The sequence below is a fragment of the Arthrobacter sp. APC 3897 genome (assembly GCF_030407495.1).
Taxonomy (GTDB): Bacteria; Actinomycetota; Actinomycetes; order Actinomycetales; family Micrococcaceae; genus Arthrobacter_B.
Window position 1 is genome coordinate 75,002 of record NZ_JASDDG010000003.1, and the last position, 17,122, is coordinate 92,123.

A 17,122-nucleotide genomic window follows, 5' to 3' on the forward strand; every position below is an offset into this window, starting at 1 on the left:
CTACGTGAGCTGCAGCACGGTTCGGGGCGGGCCGGGCTCAGGGTGTTTCGGTGCGGTTTTCAAGGTCCTGTTTGGTGTCACGGTCCTGTTTGGTGTCACGGACAGGCCTGGGTGTTCCTGCCTGGGCTGCCTTCGCCGCTTCGACGCGCAAACGGGCCGCATCCCGGTTGGTCTGCAACGGGGTGGGTCCGCGGAGTTTGGTGATAATCCGGTCGATGATCAGGCCCAGGACCATGGCCACAGCAATGGCCACCACGACCCCCAGCAAATGGTTGTCCTTGAACCAGGTCCCGGCCACTGCCCCCACCGCAACGCTGTAGGCCGCCCACAGCACCGCGGACATGGCGGTCAGGCCCACAAAGACCCGCCGCGGGAAACCTGTTGCTCCGGCGGTCAGGTTTACCACCACACGGCCGATGGGAATGAAACGCGCCACCAGGATCAGGGAGACGGCACGCTTGTCCAGCTCCTTGCGGGCCCAGACGAATCCGCGCTGCATCCGCGGACCCCGCATCCAGAGGAACCGGTCAATGCCGATCCCCCTCCCCATCAGGTACGCCAGGTTGTCGCCCAGGAAGGCGCCGCCCGCGGCCGCGGCCATCAGCAGCCAGGGATTGGGGCCGGCGCCGGTGGCCACCAGCGCGGCCAGTCCCACCACAATGGATTCGCTCGGCACGGGCGGAAAGAACCCGTCTATCAGGCAGAAGGAAAACAGCACCAGATAGACCCACCAGGCGTCGGCAGAGGTCAGGATGAAATTGTTAATACTGTCCATTGCGGCGCTCAGCACGGGCAGGCTGCTCTCCTCGGAATCGGTCTCTGGTACCTACAACGATGCCATCACTGCATTCGTCCCCGCCAACCCCGGAGCCTGCCGGACAGGGCGGGGCGGCGGCGAACACCGGGGTCAGCTGATGCGGTCGATGATCAGCTTCTGCGCCGGGCTGGATCCTTCAGCGCCAATGACGACGGCGTCAGCCAGGGCTTCCTTTGCGCGCTCGAATTTCTCCGGTGTATCCGTCAGCAGGGTCATGAGCGGCTGGCCGGCACGGACCAGGGCGCCGGGCTTGGCGTGCATGCGGACACCGGCGCCGGCCTGGACGGCGTCTTCCTTCCGCGCCCGTCCTGCTCCGAGCCGCCATGCGGCCACCCCGACGGACAGGGCATCCAGTTCCAGCAGCACACCGTCAGCGGGCGCATAGATGGTCTCGGATTCGTGTGCCTGCGGCAGTTCCGCGTCGGGATCGCCGCCCTGGGCGGAGATCATCCGCCGCCACACATCCATCGCACGGCCGTCCCGCAGCGCCGCTGCCGGGTCGGCGTCGGGCAGTCCGGCGGCAGCCAGCATTTCCTCCGCCAGCCGGACAGTCAGTTCCACCACGTCCTCCGGGCCGCCGCCGGCCAGGACGTCAACGGATTCCTGCACCTCAATGGCGTTTCCGGCGGTGAGGCCCAGCGGCGTGGCCATGTTGGTCAGCAGTGCCACCGTATTGACGCCTGCGTCCTTTCCGAGCGCCACCATGGTTTCGGCCAGCTCGCGGGCGTTCGCTTCGTCCTTCATGAACGCTCCGGAGCCCACCTTCACGTCCAGGATGAGCGAGCCGGTGCCTTCAGCGATCTTCTTGCTCATGATCGAAGAAGCAATCAGCGGGATGGCCTCCACCGTGCCGGTGACGTCTCGCAGGGAGTAGAGCTTTTTGTCCGCCGGGGCCAGGCCTGCGCCCGCAGCGCAGATGACGGCTCCGACGTCGGCGAGCTGGGCCATCATTTCGTCGTTGCTCAGTGCCGCACGCCAGCCGGGAATGGCTTCGAGCTTGTCCAGGGTCCCGCCGGTGTGGCCCAGCCCGCGCCCGGAGAGCTGCGGAACGGCGACGCCGAAGACGGCAACCAGGGGTGCCAGCGGCAGGGTGATCTTGTCCCCCACACCGCCGGTGGAATGCTTGTCCGTGGTCGGCTTCCCCAGGGAGGAAAAGTCCATCCGCTCTCCGGAGGCAATCATGGCTGCGGTCCACCGGGAGATTTCGGAGCGCGTCATGCCGTTGAGCAGGATGGCCATGTTCAGCGCGGCCATCTGCTCATCGGCGATGGCCCCGCGGGTGTAGGCATCGATGGTCCAGTCAATCTGTTCCGGTGACAGAACACCCCGGTCCCGCTTGATTCCAATAATGTCTACGGCGTCAAACTTCTCAGCACTCATGGTGGTTATCCTTCCAGATGTTCGGGGCCGAAGGCGTCAGGCAGGACCTGGTCCATAGTCCTGATTCCGCTGACGGTCAGCAGCTGCATGCCGGGTGCCCGGAATTCATACAGCAGCTGCCGGCACCGGCCGCAGGGCATCAGGATTTCTCCGGCGCCGTCCACGCAGACGAACGCCGCCAGGCGTCCTCCGCCGGTCATGTGCAGGGAGCTGACGAGCGCACATTCGGCGCAGAGGGTCAGGCCGTAGGAGGCGTTTTCCACGTTGCAGCCGGAGATGACCCGGCCGTCGTCAGTGAGGGCAGCTGCACCCACCGGGTACTTCGAATACGGAACATAGGCGTGTGCCAGGGCGGCACGGGCTGTGTCCGTGAGGGCGGCCCAGTCCACCGGTGCGGCAGTTTCAGTGTTGTCAGTCATTGTTCCCTCGCTGTAAGCAGTTGCGCCGGGTGAGGCCGGCAGTCTTTGGCGGGCGGGCGTCGTCGTCCTGTCCCCTCGGACCGGACGAAACGCTCAGATGCGGAAGGCGCCCTTTCCGGCAGCAAATGCCGGAAAGGGCGCCTTGGCGACGCTAACCCTTGATGTACGGTATGCCGCTTGCGGCAGGGCCGCGCGATTTCCCCACCACGCCGGCGACGGCGAAAATGGTCACCACGTACGGCAGCATAGCCAGGAACTGGTTCGGCACCGGGGTGCCGAGCAGGCTCAGGACCGACTGCAGGTTGGAGGCGAAGCCGAACAGCAGCGCTGCAAACAGCGCGCCGATCGGATTCCACCGTCCCAGGATGAGCGCCGCCAGGGCGATGTACCCCTGTCCGGAGGTCATATCCCGGTTGAAGGAGGACACCGCCACCAAGGTGAAGAACGCACCGCCGACGCCGGCTACGGAGCCTGCGAGCAGGACGTTCAGGAACCGGGTCCGGTTCACGTTCACGCCCAGGGTGTCAGCTGCTTTCGGGTGCTCGCCCACTGCGCGGGTGCGCAGGCCCCACTTGGTGTGGAACAGGCCAAAATAGATGGCTGCCACGGCGATATACATCAGGTAGCCGATCACGGACTGGTTGAACAGGATCGGGCCGATGATGGGAATGTCCGCCAGCAGCGGGATCCGGATGGACGGCAGGCGCGGCGGGGAGTTCCACTTGGCCGCGTCCGTCGCCAGGACGGTGGAGAACAGGAAGCCGGTGAGGCCGGAGACCAGCACGTTCAGGACCACGCCCACAATCACCTGGTTCACGATGTACTTGATGCTGAAGACAGCCAGCACCAGTGAGACCAGTACACCGGCTATGGCTGCGGCGAAAAGTCCCACGAATGCGTTGCCGGACAGGGATCCGGCAACGGCAGCGGCAAACGCCCCGAAGAGCAGCTGCCCCTCAATGGCAATGTTGACCACGCCGGAGCGTTCGCAGAGCACGCCGGAGAGCGAGCCAAAGATCAGCGGGAAGGCCAGCGTGAAGGACCCTGCCAGCAGGCCGTACAGGGCAACGCTGGGACTGCGGGCGCTGCCGATGGCCCAGGTGAGGAAGGCGGCGATAAAGAAGACCGCAAATACGGCGATGAGCCAGGCGGGAATACGCTGGTAGCGGCTGACCAGGACGGCGGCATAAGCCGCCGAGGCCAGCAGGACCACCGAGGCAATCCAGCCCAGGACCGGTGCCGAAACCACAATGTTGGGCAGCTGGATGGCCGCGTTGTCCTCGGTCAGCCGGAAGGTGACGTCGGAGGACGGCGCCTGGAGCCCGAAGAGGATGAAGCCGAGGACCGCGAGGATACCCAGGATGATGGGGGTCTTCCAGCTCCGGATGGCCTCGGTTGCGGCCGGACGGCCGGTGGAAGCGGGTGCGGTTGCGGTGCTCATGCTGCTCCTCCGGCTGCGTTGGCTTTCTTGGTGCTGCGCTTGCCGGCCGTCTTGAACGCGCCGGGCGGCGGAATACGGAAGATGGAACGGACCAGCGGCGGTGCGGCGATGAACAGGACGATCAGCGACTGGACCACCAGCACAATGTCAATGTTGGTGCCGGTGCTGGTCTGCATGGTGACGCCGCCGGCGCGGAAAGCGCCGAACAGCAGGCCCGCAGCGAATGTTCCCCACGGGGAGGAACGGCCCAGCAGGGCCACGGTGATGGCATCGAAGCCGAAGCTCGCTGCCACACCGGAGGTCAGCACCTTCTCGGTGCCGGACACCTGTGCAACGCCGGCGAGACCTGCAAGGGCACCGGCGATGAGCATCACGATGACATAGCCCTTGGTGGTGCTGATGCCTGCATTCCGTGCGGCCGCGGGGTTGGCGCCGACCGCGCGCAGTTCAAAGCCCACGGTGGAGCGGTTCAGGAGCCACCAGATGAAGACGGTGGCGGCGATGGCCATGATGAAGCCCCAGTGCAGCCGGAAGCCGCTGCCCAGCAGGGGCGGGAACATGGCGGTGTCGTCAAGCTGCGGGCTGATCGGGTTGGTGGAGCCCGGGCGCTGGAAGCCCGGCGTGGTCAGCAGGAAGAGCACCAGCTGGATGGCGATGTAGTTGAGCATGATGGTCACGATGACCTCGTGCGCGCCGGTGCGTGCTTTAAGCAGGCCGGCAATGCCGCCCCACAGTGCACCGCCGACTGCTCCGGCGAGGATAACCACGATCAGGTGCAGGCCAACCGGAAGGTGCCAGCTGAAACCGACCCATGCGGCCAGCGTGGCGCCGATGATGATCTGCCCCTGCGCACCGATGTTGAACAACCCGGCCCGGAAGGCCAGGGCCACGCCGAGACCGGCGCAGATCAGCGGGGTCGCCACCGTCAGCGTCTGGGTCAGCGGGTAGATCATCCGGGAGAAAGTATCAGCCTGGAAATTGAAGATCGATCCCTGGAACAGGGCAGCATAGGCGCCGGAGGCAGCGGACCAGGCAGCGCCGAGCAGGTCCCCGGGACGCGAGAAGAAGTACCCGGCGGACTCGGCAACGTCCTCGTCGGTGAGGGCGATCAGCAGACCGCCGACAATCAGTGCCATGATGACGGCAAGGACTGAAACCAGGGCGTCGCCGGTGACAATGCGGTGCAGGACGGATGCCTGGCGTTCTTCCGGATGCAGTTCCGTTGCCGGGACCGGAACGACCGGCGGCGGCAGTGCCCCGCCGGCAGTTTCGGCAGCGGCCAGCAGCCGCGTATCGTCAGCCTCTGCTTCCTCTTTCCGGTGGGCGGGTTCGCCCGGCTGCCTGTTTGTTTCCTCCGGGCTCACTGCGCCCCTCCCTTAGTCTCGCGTTCGTGCGAAAGTGCTTCGTCAGCGCGCATCCCGGCCATCATGAGGCCCAGGACGTCGCGTGAGGTGTTGCCCGGGACAATGCCCATGACTTTGCCGCCGTACAGCACGGCGATGCGGTCGGCCAGTTCCAGGACCTCGTCGAGTTCGGTGGACACAATCAGCACCGGGGTTCCGCCGTCTCGCTCCGCCACGATCCGCTTGTGCAGGAACTCGATGGAGCCGACGTCGACGCCGCGGGTCGGCTGGGAGGCAATGAACAGCGACAGCGGACGTGACAGCTCACGCGCCATGACCACCTTCTGCTGGTTGCCGCCCGAGAGCGTTCCCGCTGCTGCCTCGGCGGACTGGGTCCGGATGTCGAACTCGCCGATCTTTTCGGCGGCGTTGGCCGCTACGACCGCCGGCCGCATGGACAGCCCGCGCGCAAAGGGTGGCTTCTTGTAGCGGTTCAGGATCAGGTTCTCGGCGACGGTGAAGGTCCCAACGAGGCCGTCGACACTGCGGTCCTCGGGCACAAAGCCCACGCCGGCTTCGATGACCTGCTCAACCCTGCGTCCCACGAGTTCGTTGCCGTCCAGCATGATGGAGCCCGTGACATGGCTTTGCAGGCCCATGATGGCCTCGGTCAGTTCGGTCTGCCCGTTGCCCTGGACACCGGCGACGGCGAGGATTTCGCCCTTCGCAATGTCAAGGCTGACGTGGTCGACGACGGCCTGGCCGGTGTCGGAGCGCACCACCAGGTCGCGGATGGAGAACGTATTGGCGCCGGGTTCCGCGGGAGCCTTGTTGAGGTTCAGGCTGACCGAACGGCCCACCATCATCGAGGCCAGCTCGGTGGTCGAAGCGCTGGGGGGCGCGTCGCCCACCACTTTGCCGCGCCGGATCACGGTAATGACGTCGGAAACCGCCTTTACCTCGCGCAGCTTGTGCGAGATGAAGACCACCGATTTTCCGTCGTCGCAGAGCTGGCGCATGATGGCCAGGAGCTCGTCGGTTTCGCGCGGGGTGAGGACGGCGGTGGGCTCGTCGAGGATCAGGACTTCAGCGTCGCGGATCAGTGCCTTGATGATTTCCACGCGCTGCTGCACACCCACCGGCAGGTCTTCCACCACCGCATCGGGATCGACGTCGAACCCGTACTGGTCGGAGATCTGACGGATGCGTGTGCGGGTGGCGTCAAGATTCAGCGTGCCGCCAACCTTGGTGCTCTCGTGTCCCAGCGCCACGTTTTCGGCAACGGTGAAGACCGGTACCAGCATGAAGTGCTGATGGACCATGCCGATTCCGGCCGCCATGGCGTCGCCGGGACCGGAGAAGACAACGGGTTTGCCGTTGATGAGGATCTGGCCTTCTGTGGGTTCGTAGAGGCCGTAGAGGACATTCATGAGCGTGGATTTGCCCGCGCCGTTCTCACCGAGAAGGCTGTGGACCTGACCCGGTTCAATCACCAGGTCTATATGGTCGTTGGCCACCAGGGTGCCGAAGCGCTTGGTGATGCCCTTGAGTTCGAGTTTCACAACCCCAACCAATCTGTTTGTGTCTGAGTATGTGGGCTTCCCCTATGGAGATTACCCGGAACAGAATGAACCGCCGTCCACCCGCTGCAGCGCAGCCGGACGAACGGCGGTTCAGGTGCCGCCTACCCCTTTTTACTTGGGGCTGGCAGCAGAATCCACGGTGATCTCACCGGAGATGATCTTGGCCTTGATCTCATCCACTGCGGACTTGACGTCCGCGGGGACTGCATCTTCCTGGTCGTGGTACGGAGCAAGGGCCACGCCGCCGTTTTCCAGGGTGCCGATGTACGGTGCGGCGTCGAAGTTGCCGTCGACGTCGGTGGAGATAACCTCTTCAACGGCTTCGCCCATGAGCTTCATGACCGAGGTCAGGATGTACTCGGTGCCCTTGTCGTTGGTCTCGAAACCGTCGGAGTCGACCCAGATGACCTTGTTGTTGCCGCCGTTTGCATTGGCTTCAACAATGGCGTCCAGGGTGCCGTCGCCCACCGGGCCGGCAACCGGCATGATGATGTCGGCGCCTTCGTTGAGGAAGCTCTGAGTGGTGGTCTTGCCGGCCACGGTGTCGGTGAAGTTGCCCACGAAGGATCCGGTCTGGTCGGCCTTGTTCCAGCCCAGCAGTGCAACATCGGCGTCGTTCTGCTCGTTGTAGTACTCCACGCCGTCGGCAAAGCCGTCCATGAAGATGGTCACGGTGGGGATATTGATGCCGCCGTAGGTGGCCACCTTGCCGGTTTCGGAGGTGCCTGCCGCTACGTAGCCGGCCAGGAAGGCAGCTTCTGCCGTGTCGTAGATGATCGGCTTGACGTTGTCCAGGTCGATGCTGTTGTCATCGACGATGGCGAAGTTGCGGTCCGGATTGGCCTCTGCAACGGACTTCGTGGCGTCTGCCAGCAGGAAGCCGACCGTCACGGTCAGGTTGCAGCCTTCGCTGATCATGGAGTCCAGGTTCGGCAGGAAGTCCGTTTCGGACTGGGACTGGGCTTCGCGTACCGTGACGCCCAGATCCTTCTCTGCAGCCTTCAGGCCCTCGTAGCTGGACTGGTTGAACGAACGGTCATCAAAGCCGCCCTCATCGGAAACGATGCAGGCGGTGAAATCGCTGTTCGCGCTGCCCGCTGCGTCAGAGGAATCGTTTTCCTCTTCAGGGGCGGCACCGCAGCCGGAGAGCAGGAGCGCCGAAACGCCGAGCATAGCGGCGGAAACGCCGGCGTTGCGCTTGAAGCTGCGCGGGAAGTTCTTCAATGTTCCTCCAGAAAAGAAAATGGGTGCCACGCGCAGGAGTGCTCTGTTCCTGCCCAACCCGTGGGGAGGCCAGCCGGCGCGTGGTGCGGCGCTCCGTGCATCGGTGGATCGCAGCAAACTTATTCTATGTCCTGCAGCACACCCCGTGATGCAGATTACGTGGCGGCGGGGAAATTATTTACAACTTGTTATCTGTTTGCAAGCAGTTGACCTCATATGTCGGCCAGCGACCTGCAGGAAAGACTGTACAACCCCTCTGCCGCTAGTGCCGCAGTCCCCGTGCCGCCCGTACCGCCGCCGCAGCCATGACACTGACGCCCGTGCTGATCGCCAGCTCGTCGGGGTCATAGTCACCGCGGTGCAGATCATAGGTCTCGCCGCCCGGCGTGCGCGTTCCCAGCCGCATGAGGGCCCCGGGGACAGCCTGCGTCATCCAGGCGAAGTCCTCCCCGCCCATTGACTGGGGAGCCAGAACAATGGAGTCCTCGCCCAGTTCCGCCCGCGCTGCAACCTCGATCAGGCTCGTTTCCGCGTCAGTGTTGATAACGGGCGGCACTCCCCGGGTATGTTCCATCGTCACATCCACGCCGAAGGGCGCGGCGATCTGGCGCACGACGTCGTCGAGCAGTTCCCCGGCGGCGTACCAGGCTTCCGCATCCAGGCAGCGCATGGTTCCGGCCATGAAACCGTGTGCGGGAATCGCGTTGGGAGCCGAACCGGCGTGCATCTGGCCCCACACGACCGATACGCCGCTGCGCACGTCGATCCGCCGGGACAAGACGGCCGGAACGCTGACGGCGATCTCAGCCAGCGCAAAGACAAGGTCCTCGGTCAGGTGCGGCCGGGAGGTGTGTCCGCCGCGGCCGGTCAGTTCAATGCGGATGGTGTCGGACGCCGAGGTGATGGCTCCGATGCGGGTGCCCACCTGCCCGACGTCGATTCTCGGATCGCAGTGCAGGGCAAGGATCCGCGGCATGCCCTCCAGGACACCCTGCTTGATCACGCCCAGCGCCCCGCCGGGCATGACCTCTTCAGCGGGCTGGAAGACAACCCGGACCCGTCCGCCCAGGGCCCCGGCACGGTTGAGCTTGGCCAGAACCTGCGCCACACCCACCATGACCGTGGTGTGGATGTCATGACCGCAGGCGTGGGTGATGCCGGTGTTGACGGAAGCGTACGGCAGCCCCGTTTCCTCCAGCACGGGCAGCGCGTCAATATCGGCGCGCAACCCGATTCGCATCGGCCCCTCGCCGATGTCAACGTAGGCTCCCGTGCCCTCCAGCCGAACAGGGTGCAGTCCCGCCCCCTCCAGCGCCTCTACAATGCGGTCCGTGGTGCGGAATTCCTTGGTCGACAATTCCGGGTGCTGATGAAGGTCCCTGCGGAACGAGATCAGCTCACCCAGGATCGGAGCGACACTCCCCCGCATGGAGGGAACCGATGAACTGTTCAGTGGGATGGTAGACACATTTTCTAGGGTAGCCACTGAGGCTCCTGTTGCGGGAACCGTGTGACGATGTTCTGTGTTACGTGCTGCCGTGATTCCTGTTATAGGACGCCTTAAAGGACGTCCGTGTCGCCGCTGGCCTTCAGATGCTCCACAGCCTTCTTCACTTCCTGGGCGTGTTCCTTCGTGGTGACCAGCAGTGCATCCAGCGTGTCGACAATGACAACGTCCTCAATGCCGATCAGGGCGATCACGCGCTTGGTGTCGGAGACCACGATTCCGGAGGCGTTTTCCGAGTACACGCGGGCCCCCTCACCCATCACCGTGAGATCACTGTTCTCGGCGGCGGGGTTGAGCCGCCCGATGGCAGCGAAGTCTCCCACATCATCCCAGTTGAAAATGCCCGGGATCATGGCGACGTCGCCGGCAGCAGCTGCCGGTTCCGCCACGGCATAGTCAATTGCCGTCTTGGGCAGGGTGGGCCAGACCCGGCGCACCACTTCGCGGCGCTGCGGCGTATCCCACGCATCGGCGATCTCCGTCAGCCCGGCATAGAGTTCCGGCTCGTTGGCTTCCAGATGCTTGAGCATGAGGTCCACCGGCGCCACGAACATCCCGGCGTTCCAGCTGTAATGACCGTTCTTCAGGTACGTGCGGGCCACCTCTTCCGAGGGCTTCTCCACGAATTCGACGACGGAGTGCGCACTCGGGGCACCGGCAATCTCCAGCGGATCTCCCGCGCGGATGTAGCCGAACCCGGTGGCGGCATGGGTGGGGTGGATGCCGATGGTGACGATGTATCCCTGCGCCGCAGTGTGGATCGCTTCCCGGACTGCATCCTGGAAGACGTCCACCGGGGCAATGACCTGGTCCGCCGCAAAGGAACCCATGATGATGTGGGGATCCCTTTTAAAGAGGATTGCCGCCGCAAGACCGATGGCCGCTGCAGAATCCTTGGGCTCCAGCTCCAGCACCAGGTTCTCGCTGGAGATTTCAGGCAGCTGCTTGCGCACCGCCTGACGGTGCAGCGTACCGGTAACCACCATGACCCGGTCACCGCTGAGCGGCCGCAGCCGGTCATAGGTGGCCCGGATCAGGGTGGAGCCTGATCCGGTGAGGTCATGAAGGAACTTGGGCGCTGCGGCACGGGACAGCGGCCAAAGGCGGGTGCCAACGCCGCCCGCAGGAATGACGCCGTAAAAGCGGTCAAAATCCGCTGCGGAAAGATCAGGATCAGTCGGTTCTGTATTCATCAGAGCCAAGATTAGCCGACGGTGGCCGCAGCGGTCCCAAGCAACGCCTGACCGGCCAGTCCCGCATTGTCTGACCGGCGTCACGGACTGTAACGAGGGTCACATGATAGGCCCACCTAAATTGAAAGCGCCCAACGGGGGACCTAGATTATGCTTGAGCTTATATTGCTGTCGCATCGGCGTCATCACTGCGTGGAAGACACGCCAGCGCCGCTGCGTTGCAGGGAGGAAAATTCAGTGTCGAAGTTACCAGCAGGCACTCTCTACCGCGGCCGTGAAGGCCAGTGGTCGTGGGTTGCCCACCGCATTACCGGCGTGGTGATCTTCTTCTTCCTGTTGGTCCACGTTTTGGATACCTCACTGGTGCGCGTTTCACCTGAGGCATACAACGTCGTGATCGGCGCGTACAAGAACCCCGTCATGGGCCTCGGCGAGCTTGGCCTCGTCGGCGCCATCGTGTTCCACGCCTTCAACGGCGTGCGCGTGATCCTGATCGATTTCTGGAAGAAGGGCCCCAAATACCAGCGTCAGATGCTGTGGAGCGTCGTCGGCCTTTGGGTGATTACCATGATCGGTTTCTCCATTCGCCACCTTCCCATCGTTTTCGGGGGTCACTAAGCCATGAGTACATCAACTAACGAAGCCGTCTCCGTCGAGGCTCCGCGCTCCGGCCGCATCTCCCCCAAGTACGCGCGGACCGCGGGCGGCAAAGGCAACTTTGAGATGCTCGCCTGGCTGTTCATGCGGGTCTCGGGTGCCATCCTGATCGTTCTGATCTTCACCCACCTGTTCGTCAACCTCATGGTTGGCGACGGCATCCATGCCGTTGACTTCGGCTTTGTGGCCGGCAAGTGGGCCAGCCCCCTCTGGCAGGTCTGGGACCTGGTCATGCTCTGGCTGGCAATGCTGCACGGCACCAACGGCGTCCGCGTCATCATCAACGATTACGCCGACAAGAACACCACCCGGATGACCCTGAAGAGCATTCTCTACATTGCCTCCGTGGTCATCATCGTTCTGGGCACCCTGGTGATCTTCACCTTCGATCCCTGCCCGGCCGGTGCACCCGCCGACATGATCGCGGACTTCTGCACGGCGTAGCCGCAGGGTCCGCAGTCTGCGGGCCACCCCCACTGTTTTTCACGTTTCAACAGAAAGAGCATCTGGTATGCAGGTCCATAAGTACGACGTCGTAATTGTCGGCGCCGGCGGCGCCGGTATGCGTGCCGCCATCGAATCCGGCCAGCGCGCACGTACGGCGGTACTGACCAAGCTGTACCCCACGCGCTCGCACACCGGTGCGGCACAGGGCGGCATGTGCGCAGCACTCGCCAATGTCGAAGAAGACAACTGGGAATGGCACACCTTTGACACGGTCAAGGGCGGCGATTATCTGGTGGACCAGGACGCTGCGGAGGTCATGGCCAAAGAAGCCATCGACGCCGTGCTGGACCTGGAAAAGATGGGTCTGCCGTTCAACCGCACGCCCGAAGGCCGCATTGACCAGCGCCGCTTCGGCGGCCACACCCGCGACCACGGCAAGGCACCGGTCCGCCGTGCCTGCTACGCCGCGGACCGCACCGGGCACATGATCCTCCAGACGCTGTACCAAAACTGCGTCAAGCACAATGTGGAGTTCTACAACGAGTACTACGTCCTGGACCTGCTCACGGTCGAGGACAGCTTCGGCCAGAAGCGCGTTGCCGGCGTCGTGTCCTACGACCTGGCCAGCGGCGAGCTGCATGTCTTCCAGGCCAAGTCCGTGGTGTTCGCCTCCGGCGGCGCCGGCAAGGTCTTCAAGACCACGTCCAACGCACACACCCTGACCGGTGACGGCATGGGTATCGCGTTCCGCCGGGGCATCCCCCTGGAAGACATGGAGTTCTTCCAGTTCCACCCGACAGGCCTCGCAGGCCTGGGCATCCTGCTTTCCGAAGCAGCCCGCGGTGAAGGTGCAATCCTGCGCAACTCGGAGGGTGAGCGCTTCATGGAGCGCTACGCCCCCACTATCAAGGACCTTGCTCCCCGTGACATCGTGGCCCGCTCCATGGCCAACGAGGTCCGTGAAGGCCGCGGCTGCGGCCCGAACAAGGACTACGTCCTGCTGGACCTGACGCACCTGGAGCCGGCGCACATTGATGCCAAGCTCCCGGACATCACTGAGTTTGCCCGCACCTACCTCGGTGTTGAGCCGTACACGGAGCCGGTGCCGGTCTTCCCGACCGCGCATTACGCCATGGGCGGCATCCCCACCAACATCAAGGCTGAGGTCCTGCAGGACAACGACACCGTGGTCCCGGGCCTGTATGCAGCCGGTGAAGTTGCCTGCGTCTCCGTCCACGGCTCGAACCGCCTGGGCACCAACTCGCTGCTGGACATCAACGTTTTCGGGAAGCGCGCGGGCATCTACGCTGCCGAGTACGCCCTGCAGGCTGACTTCGTCGACCTGCCGGAGAACCCCGAAGCCGCCACCATCGAGCTGCTGGACATGGTCCGCAACTCCGAGGGAACGGAGCGGGTTGCCGAAATCCGCCGGGACCTGCAGAACACCATGGATGCCAACATGCAGGTGTTCCGCACCGCGGAAACGCTGAACCAGGTGCTGACCGACATTGCCTCGCTCGAAGAGCGGTACAAGAAGATCAGCGTCCAGGACAAGGGCAAGCGCTTTAACCTGGATCTGCTGGAAGCCGTGGAACTGGGCTTCCTGCTGGAACTGGCCAAGGTCATGACCGTTGCGGCCCTGCACCGCGAAGAGTCGCGCGGCGGACACTTCCGCGAGGACTTCCCGGAACGCGACGACGAGAATTTCATGAAGCATTCGATGGCGTACAAGGTTGATGAAGCCGCCAATGACGAGCACACCGCCGGCATTCGGCTGGACACCAAGCCGGTCGTCTTCACGCGCTACGAGCCGATGGTGAGGAAGTACTAATGACAACGGAAATCGCGGAGCCAGCCTCCAAGATCGAACTCCCGGAATCTGTGGGCGGGGAAATCCCCTCGTTCGAGATCACGCTCAAGGTCCGCCGCTACAACCCCGAGGTGTCTGACGAAGGATACTGGGACGAGTGGAAGCTGACCATGTACGGCACGGACCGCGTGCTGGACGCCCTGCACAAGGTCAAATGGGAGCATGACGGCTCAGTCTCCTTCCGCCGTTCCTGCGCCCACGGCGTCTGCGGCTCCGATGCCATGCGCATCAACGGCCGCAACCGGCTGGCCTGCAAGACCCTGCTGAAGGACCTGGACACGTCCAAGCCCATCCTCGTGGAACCCATCAAGGGCCTCCCCGTGGAGAAGGACCTGATTGTGGACATGGAGCCGTTCTTCCAGTCCTTCCGCGAAGTCATGCCGTTCCTGGTCAGCAAGGGCCACGAGCCCACGAAGGAACGCCTGCAGTCCCCCGAGGACCGGGAGCGGTTTGACGACACCACCAAGTGCATCCTCTGCGCCGCGTGCACATCGTCCTGCCCCGTGTTCTGGACCGACGGCCAGTACTTCGGCCCGGCCGCCATTGTGAACGCCCACCGCTTCATCTTCGACTCGCGTGACGACGCCGGAGACATGCGCCTGGAAATCCTCAATGACAAGGAAGGCGTGTGGCGCTGCCGCACCACCTTCAACTGCTCCGAAGCGTGCCCCCGCGGCATTCAGGTGACCAAGGCAATTGCCGAGGTCAAGCAGGCCATCCTGAGCCGCTCCGTCTAGCAGCACCGTTCCGTCCCCGGAGGCGGCGTTCGGCAGCCCTGAGAAGGGCCGCCGAACGCCGCCTCCGGCCTTTTTCCTGCAAAGGTTGTCTTCATGCCCGTCTTCGAGTCCGTGTCCTTTCCCGGCGTCAACAACACCACCCTGGCCGGCATCATTGATGTGCCCGACGGCGAAGCCAGGGCATGGGCGGTGTTCTGCCACGGTTTCACGCTGGGCAAGAACAGTGCCGCCGCTTCCCGCATTTCCAAAGCCCTGGCCGGACACGGGATAGGGGTCCTGCGCTACGACGCGGCAGGGCTGGGCGGATCCAGCGGAGCCTGGGAGGACGGAACGTTCAGTACCAAGGTGGCGGATGTCCGCAGCGCCGTTGGCTTCATGAACGGGCAGGGGCGCAAAGTATCCCTGCTGATCGGCCATTCCCTCGGCGGTGCAGCGGTCCTGGCAGCGGCCGGGAGCCTTCCGGACGTCGACGCCGTGGTCACGATTGCCGCCCCGTTCCAGCCGTCCCACGTGGTTCATTTGTTCGAGGATGAGCGCGACACCATCCTGAAGGAGGGTTCGGCGCAGGTGGACCTGGGCGGAGGCAAGTTGGAGATACGGAAAGAGCTAATGCGTGACCTTGAGTCCCATGACCTGACCGGGTGCATCAGGGATCTGCACCGCCCGCTGCTCGTCATGCACTCCCCCACAGACAACACCGTGGGCATCGACAATGCCAGTGACATCTTCTCCACGGCACGCCATCCGCGGAACTTCATTTCACTGGAAGGCAGCAATCATTTGATGGTGAACCGTGCCCAGACCAGCCGGGCCGCGGACATCATCGCCGCCTGGTCCGCAGTGTATCTGTCCTCGGGAACGGACGCCGACGCCGGGAGCTAACCCCGGAGCGCAACCTCTTCACGCATCTTCCACAGCCCGTTCACATCGTGCTCGTACAGACCGACGGTGCGGACGGTGAACCGGGCCTCATAGTTCCGCAGCGAGTGCATGGCCCGGTCCATGCCGGCGTCGCTGACGTCGTGGGCCACAGTGACATGGGGGTGGTAGGGGAAGGGCAGGTCCCGTGCCAGCGGGCCGCTCTGCATTTCCTGATGCAGGGCGGTGCACTCTTCATACCCCTGTGCCAGCTGCACGTAGACCACCGGGGAAACCGGACGGAACGAGGCAGTCCCCCGCAGCGTCACGTCAAAGGCTGCGTGGCCTTTGGCCACCTCGCGCACGTGCGCTGCCATGGTTTTCCAGTCATCGGTTTCAGTTGCGGTGACCAGAGTGATGTGGGCCGGGATGATGGCGGCCATGGGATCCCCGAATGATGCCCGGGCCCGGCGCAGTTCCGTCGCCATGGGTTCCGGCACCCCGATGACAATCCCCACCCCCGTGCATGCAGGCGCGCCCATTACACCGCCGTCACCATGGACGGCGGTTTCATGGATCAACGGATTCCGGAGTCTCATGCGTTAGACCGCGGATGAGCCCAAGGGCAGGAAACCCACTTTGCTGTACACATCGGCCAGTGTAGCTGACGCGGTTTCCCGGGCCTTCGCGGCGCCGACCGCCAGGAGCCGGTCCAGTTCGGCCGGATCCTCGAGCAGGTACAGTGCCCTCTCCCTGATGGGACGGATGTGTTCCGTGACTACCTCGGCCAGGTCCACCTTCAGGTGTCCGTACATCTTGCCCTCGTACTCCTTCACCAGCGTGTCGACGCTGCGGCCGGAAATCAGGGAATAGATGGACAGCAGGTTGGAAACGCCGGGCTTGGCTTCCCGGTCGAAGCGGATTTCCGTGCCGTCGTCAGTCACTGCGGACTTGATGCGCTTGGCGATGACCTTGTCCGGGTCCAGCAGGTTGATGAGTCCGGCGGGCGAGGCAGCGGACTTGGACATCTTGGCGGAGGGGTTCTGCAGATCGTAGATCTTTGCCGCTTCCTTCTGCACAAAGACCTCGGGAATGACGAACGTCTCGCCGTAGCGTGAGTTGAACCGCTTGGCCAGATCCCGGCTGAGTTCCACATGCTGGCGCTGGTCCTCCCCCACCGGAACGCCGTGCGGGTTGTAGAGCAGGATGTCCGCAACCTGCAGGATCGGGTAGGTGAAGAGTCCCACGGAGGCGGCATCGGCACCGAACCGCTGCTGCTTGTCCTTGAACTGCGTCATGCGCGAGGCTTCACCGAACCCGGTCAGGCAGTTCAGGACCCAGGCCAGCTGTGCATGCTCGGGAACCTGGGACTGGACAAACAGTGTTGCCTTGTCCACGTCCACGCCGCCGGCAATGTACTGCGCCGCGGTAACCCGGGTGCGCTGGCGCAGGTCAGCCGGGTCCTGGGGCACGGTGATGGCGTGCAGGTCGGGGATAAAGAAGTACGCGTCGTACTGCTCCTGCAGCCGGACCCAGTTCACCAGGGCGCCAAGATAGTTGCCCAGGTGCAGGGAATCAGCCGAGGGCTGCATCCCGGAAAGGATGCGCTGGCGGCCGGAGGGAGTGGGGGTGCTCATGGTTTCAAC

At 64.0% G+C, this 17,122-nt stretch carries 16 protein-coding genes; 5 read left to right on the forward strand and 11 right to left on the reverse strand.

All coding sequences use genetic code 11. The features are described 5' to 3' along the window. Window positions 1–37: 37 nt before the first annotated feature. The 9 genes from QMA10_RS02590 to QMA10_RS02630 form a co-directional block, all read right to left on the reverse strand. Window positions 38–790, reverse strand: a complete 753-nt coding sequence (locus tag QMA10_RS02590) for a DedA family protein (protein ID WP_356833448.1) — start codon at window positions 788–790, stop codon at window positions 38–40. A 117-nt stretch (window positions 791–907) separates the two neighbouring features. Further along, window positions 908–2,197: a thymidine phosphorylase gene (locus tag QMA10_RS02595; protein ID WP_290165878.1), complete on the reverse strand. Its 1,290-nt coding sequence runs from the start codon at window positions 2,195–2,197 to the stop codon at window positions 908–910. 5 nt (window positions 2,198–2,202) lie between these two features. Further along, window positions 2,203–2,616 carry a cytidine deaminase gene (locus QMA10_RS02600; RefSeq protein ID WP_290165880.1) on the reverse strand — a complete coding sequence of 138 codons (414 nt, stop codon included), beginning with the start codon at window positions 2,614–2,616 and terminating at the stop codon, window positions 2,203–2,205. Between the two features lie 151 nt (window positions 2,617–2,767). Next, window positions 2,768–4,057 (reverse strand): ABC transporter permease, encoded by a 1,290-nt coding sequence (locus QMA10_RS02605; protein WP_290165883.1) that lies wholly within the window; start codon window positions 4,055–4,057, stop codon window positions 2,768–2,770. Beyond that, the gene (locus QMA10_RS02610) at window positions 4,054–5,310 is read right to left on the reverse strand and encodes an ABC transporter permease (protein WP_290166106.1); all 1,257 of its coding nucleotides are present in this window, start codon (window positions 5,308–5,310) and stop codon (window positions 4,054–4,056) included. Before QMA10_RS02610 ends, QMA10_RS02605 begins: the two co-directional genes overlap by 4 nt. 107 nt (window positions 5,311–5,417) lie before the next feature. Next, entirely contained in the window at window positions 5,418–6,962 is a 1,545-nt protein-coding gene (locus QMA10_RS02615) for an ABC transporter ATP-binding protein (RefSeq protein WP_290165885.1), read from the reverse strand. 132 nt (window positions 6,963–7,094) lie between these two features. Further along, window positions 7,095–8,156, reverse strand: coding sequence for a BMP family ABC transporter substrate-binding protein (locus tag QMA10_RS02620; RefSeq protein ID WP_290166108.1), 1,062 nt, complete (start codon window positions 8,154–8,156; stop codon window positions 7,095–7,097). Between the two features lie 313 nt (window positions 8,157–8,469). Continuing rightward, entirely contained in the window at window positions 8,470–9,636 is a 1,167-nt protein-coding gene (locus QMA10_RS02625; RefSeq protein ID WP_290166110.1) for an amidohydrolase, read from the reverse strand. Window positions 9,637–9,767: 131 nt separating this feature from the next. Further along, window positions 9,768–10,907, reverse strand: a complete 1,140-nt coding sequence (locus QMA10_RS02630) for a mannose-1-phosphate guanylyltransferase (protein WP_290165887.1) — start codon at window positions 10,905–10,907, stop codon at window positions 9,768–9,770. A 237-nt stretch (window positions 10,908–11,144) separates the two neighbouring features. Here QMA10_RS02630 and sdhC point away from each other — a divergent pair, with 237 nt between their 5' ends. The 5 genes from sdhC (at window position 11,145) to QMA10_RS02655 (ending at window position 15,500) form a co-directional block, all read left to right on the forward strand. Further along, window positions 11,145–11,525 (forward strand): succinate dehydrogenase, cytochrome b556 subunit, encoded by a 381-nt coding sequence (gene sdhC, locus QMA10_RS02635; RefSeq protein ID WP_104055153.1) that lies wholly within the window; start codon window positions 11,145–11,147, stop codon window positions 11,523–11,525. Between the two features lie 3 nt (window positions 11,526–11,528). Next, the gene (locus tag QMA10_RS02640) at window positions 11,529–12,008 is read left to right on the forward strand and encodes a succinate dehydrogenase hydrophobic membrane anchor subunit (RefSeq protein ID WP_290165892.1); all 480 of its coding nucleotides are present in this window, start codon (window positions 11,529–11,531) and stop codon (window positions 12,006–12,008) included. Between the two features lie 67 nt (window positions 12,009–12,075). Continuing rightward, window positions 12,076–13,842 carry a succinate dehydrogenase flavoprotein subunit gene (sdhA, locus tag QMA10_RS02645; protein ID WP_290165893.1) on the forward strand — a complete coding sequence of 589 codons (1,767 nt, stop codon included), beginning with the start codon at window positions 12,076–12,078 and terminating at the stop codon, window positions 13,840–13,842. After that, complete coding sequence (locus tag QMA10_RS02650; protein ID WP_290165895.1) at window positions 13,842–14,618, forward strand: succinate dehydrogenase iron-sulfur subunit; 777 nt, start codon at window positions 13,842–13,844, stop codon at window positions 14,616–14,618. The genes sdhA and QMA10_RS02650 overlap by 1 nt, the downstream gene beginning before the upstream one ends. 93 nt (window positions 14,619–14,711) lie before the next feature. Then, a complete protein-coding gene (locus QMA10_RS02655; RefSeq protein ID WP_290165897.1) occupies window positions 14,712–15,500 on the forward strand; it encodes an alpha/beta fold hydrolase in 789 nt (262 codons plus the stop codon). Here QMA10_RS02655 and QMA10_RS02660 read toward each other — a convergent pair. Both QMA10_RS02660 and trpS read right to left on the reverse strand, forming a co-directional pair. Continuing rightward, window positions 15,497–16,018 carry a 2'-5' RNA ligase family protein gene (locus QMA10_RS02660; RefSeq protein WP_290165899.1) on the reverse strand — a complete coding sequence of 174 codons (522 nt, stop codon included), beginning with the start codon at window positions 16,016–16,018 and terminating at the stop codon, window positions 15,497–15,499. The genes QMA10_RS02655 and QMA10_RS02660 overlap by 4 nt on opposite strands. A 60-nt stretch (window positions 16,019–16,078) precedes the next feature. Continuing rightward, window positions 16,079–17,113, reverse strand: a complete 1,035-nt coding sequence (gene trpS, locus QMA10_RS02665; protein ID WP_290165901.1) for a tryptophan--tRNA ligase — start codon at window positions 17,111–17,113, stop codon at window positions 16,079–16,081. Window positions 17,114–17,122 lie beyond the last annotated feature (9 nt).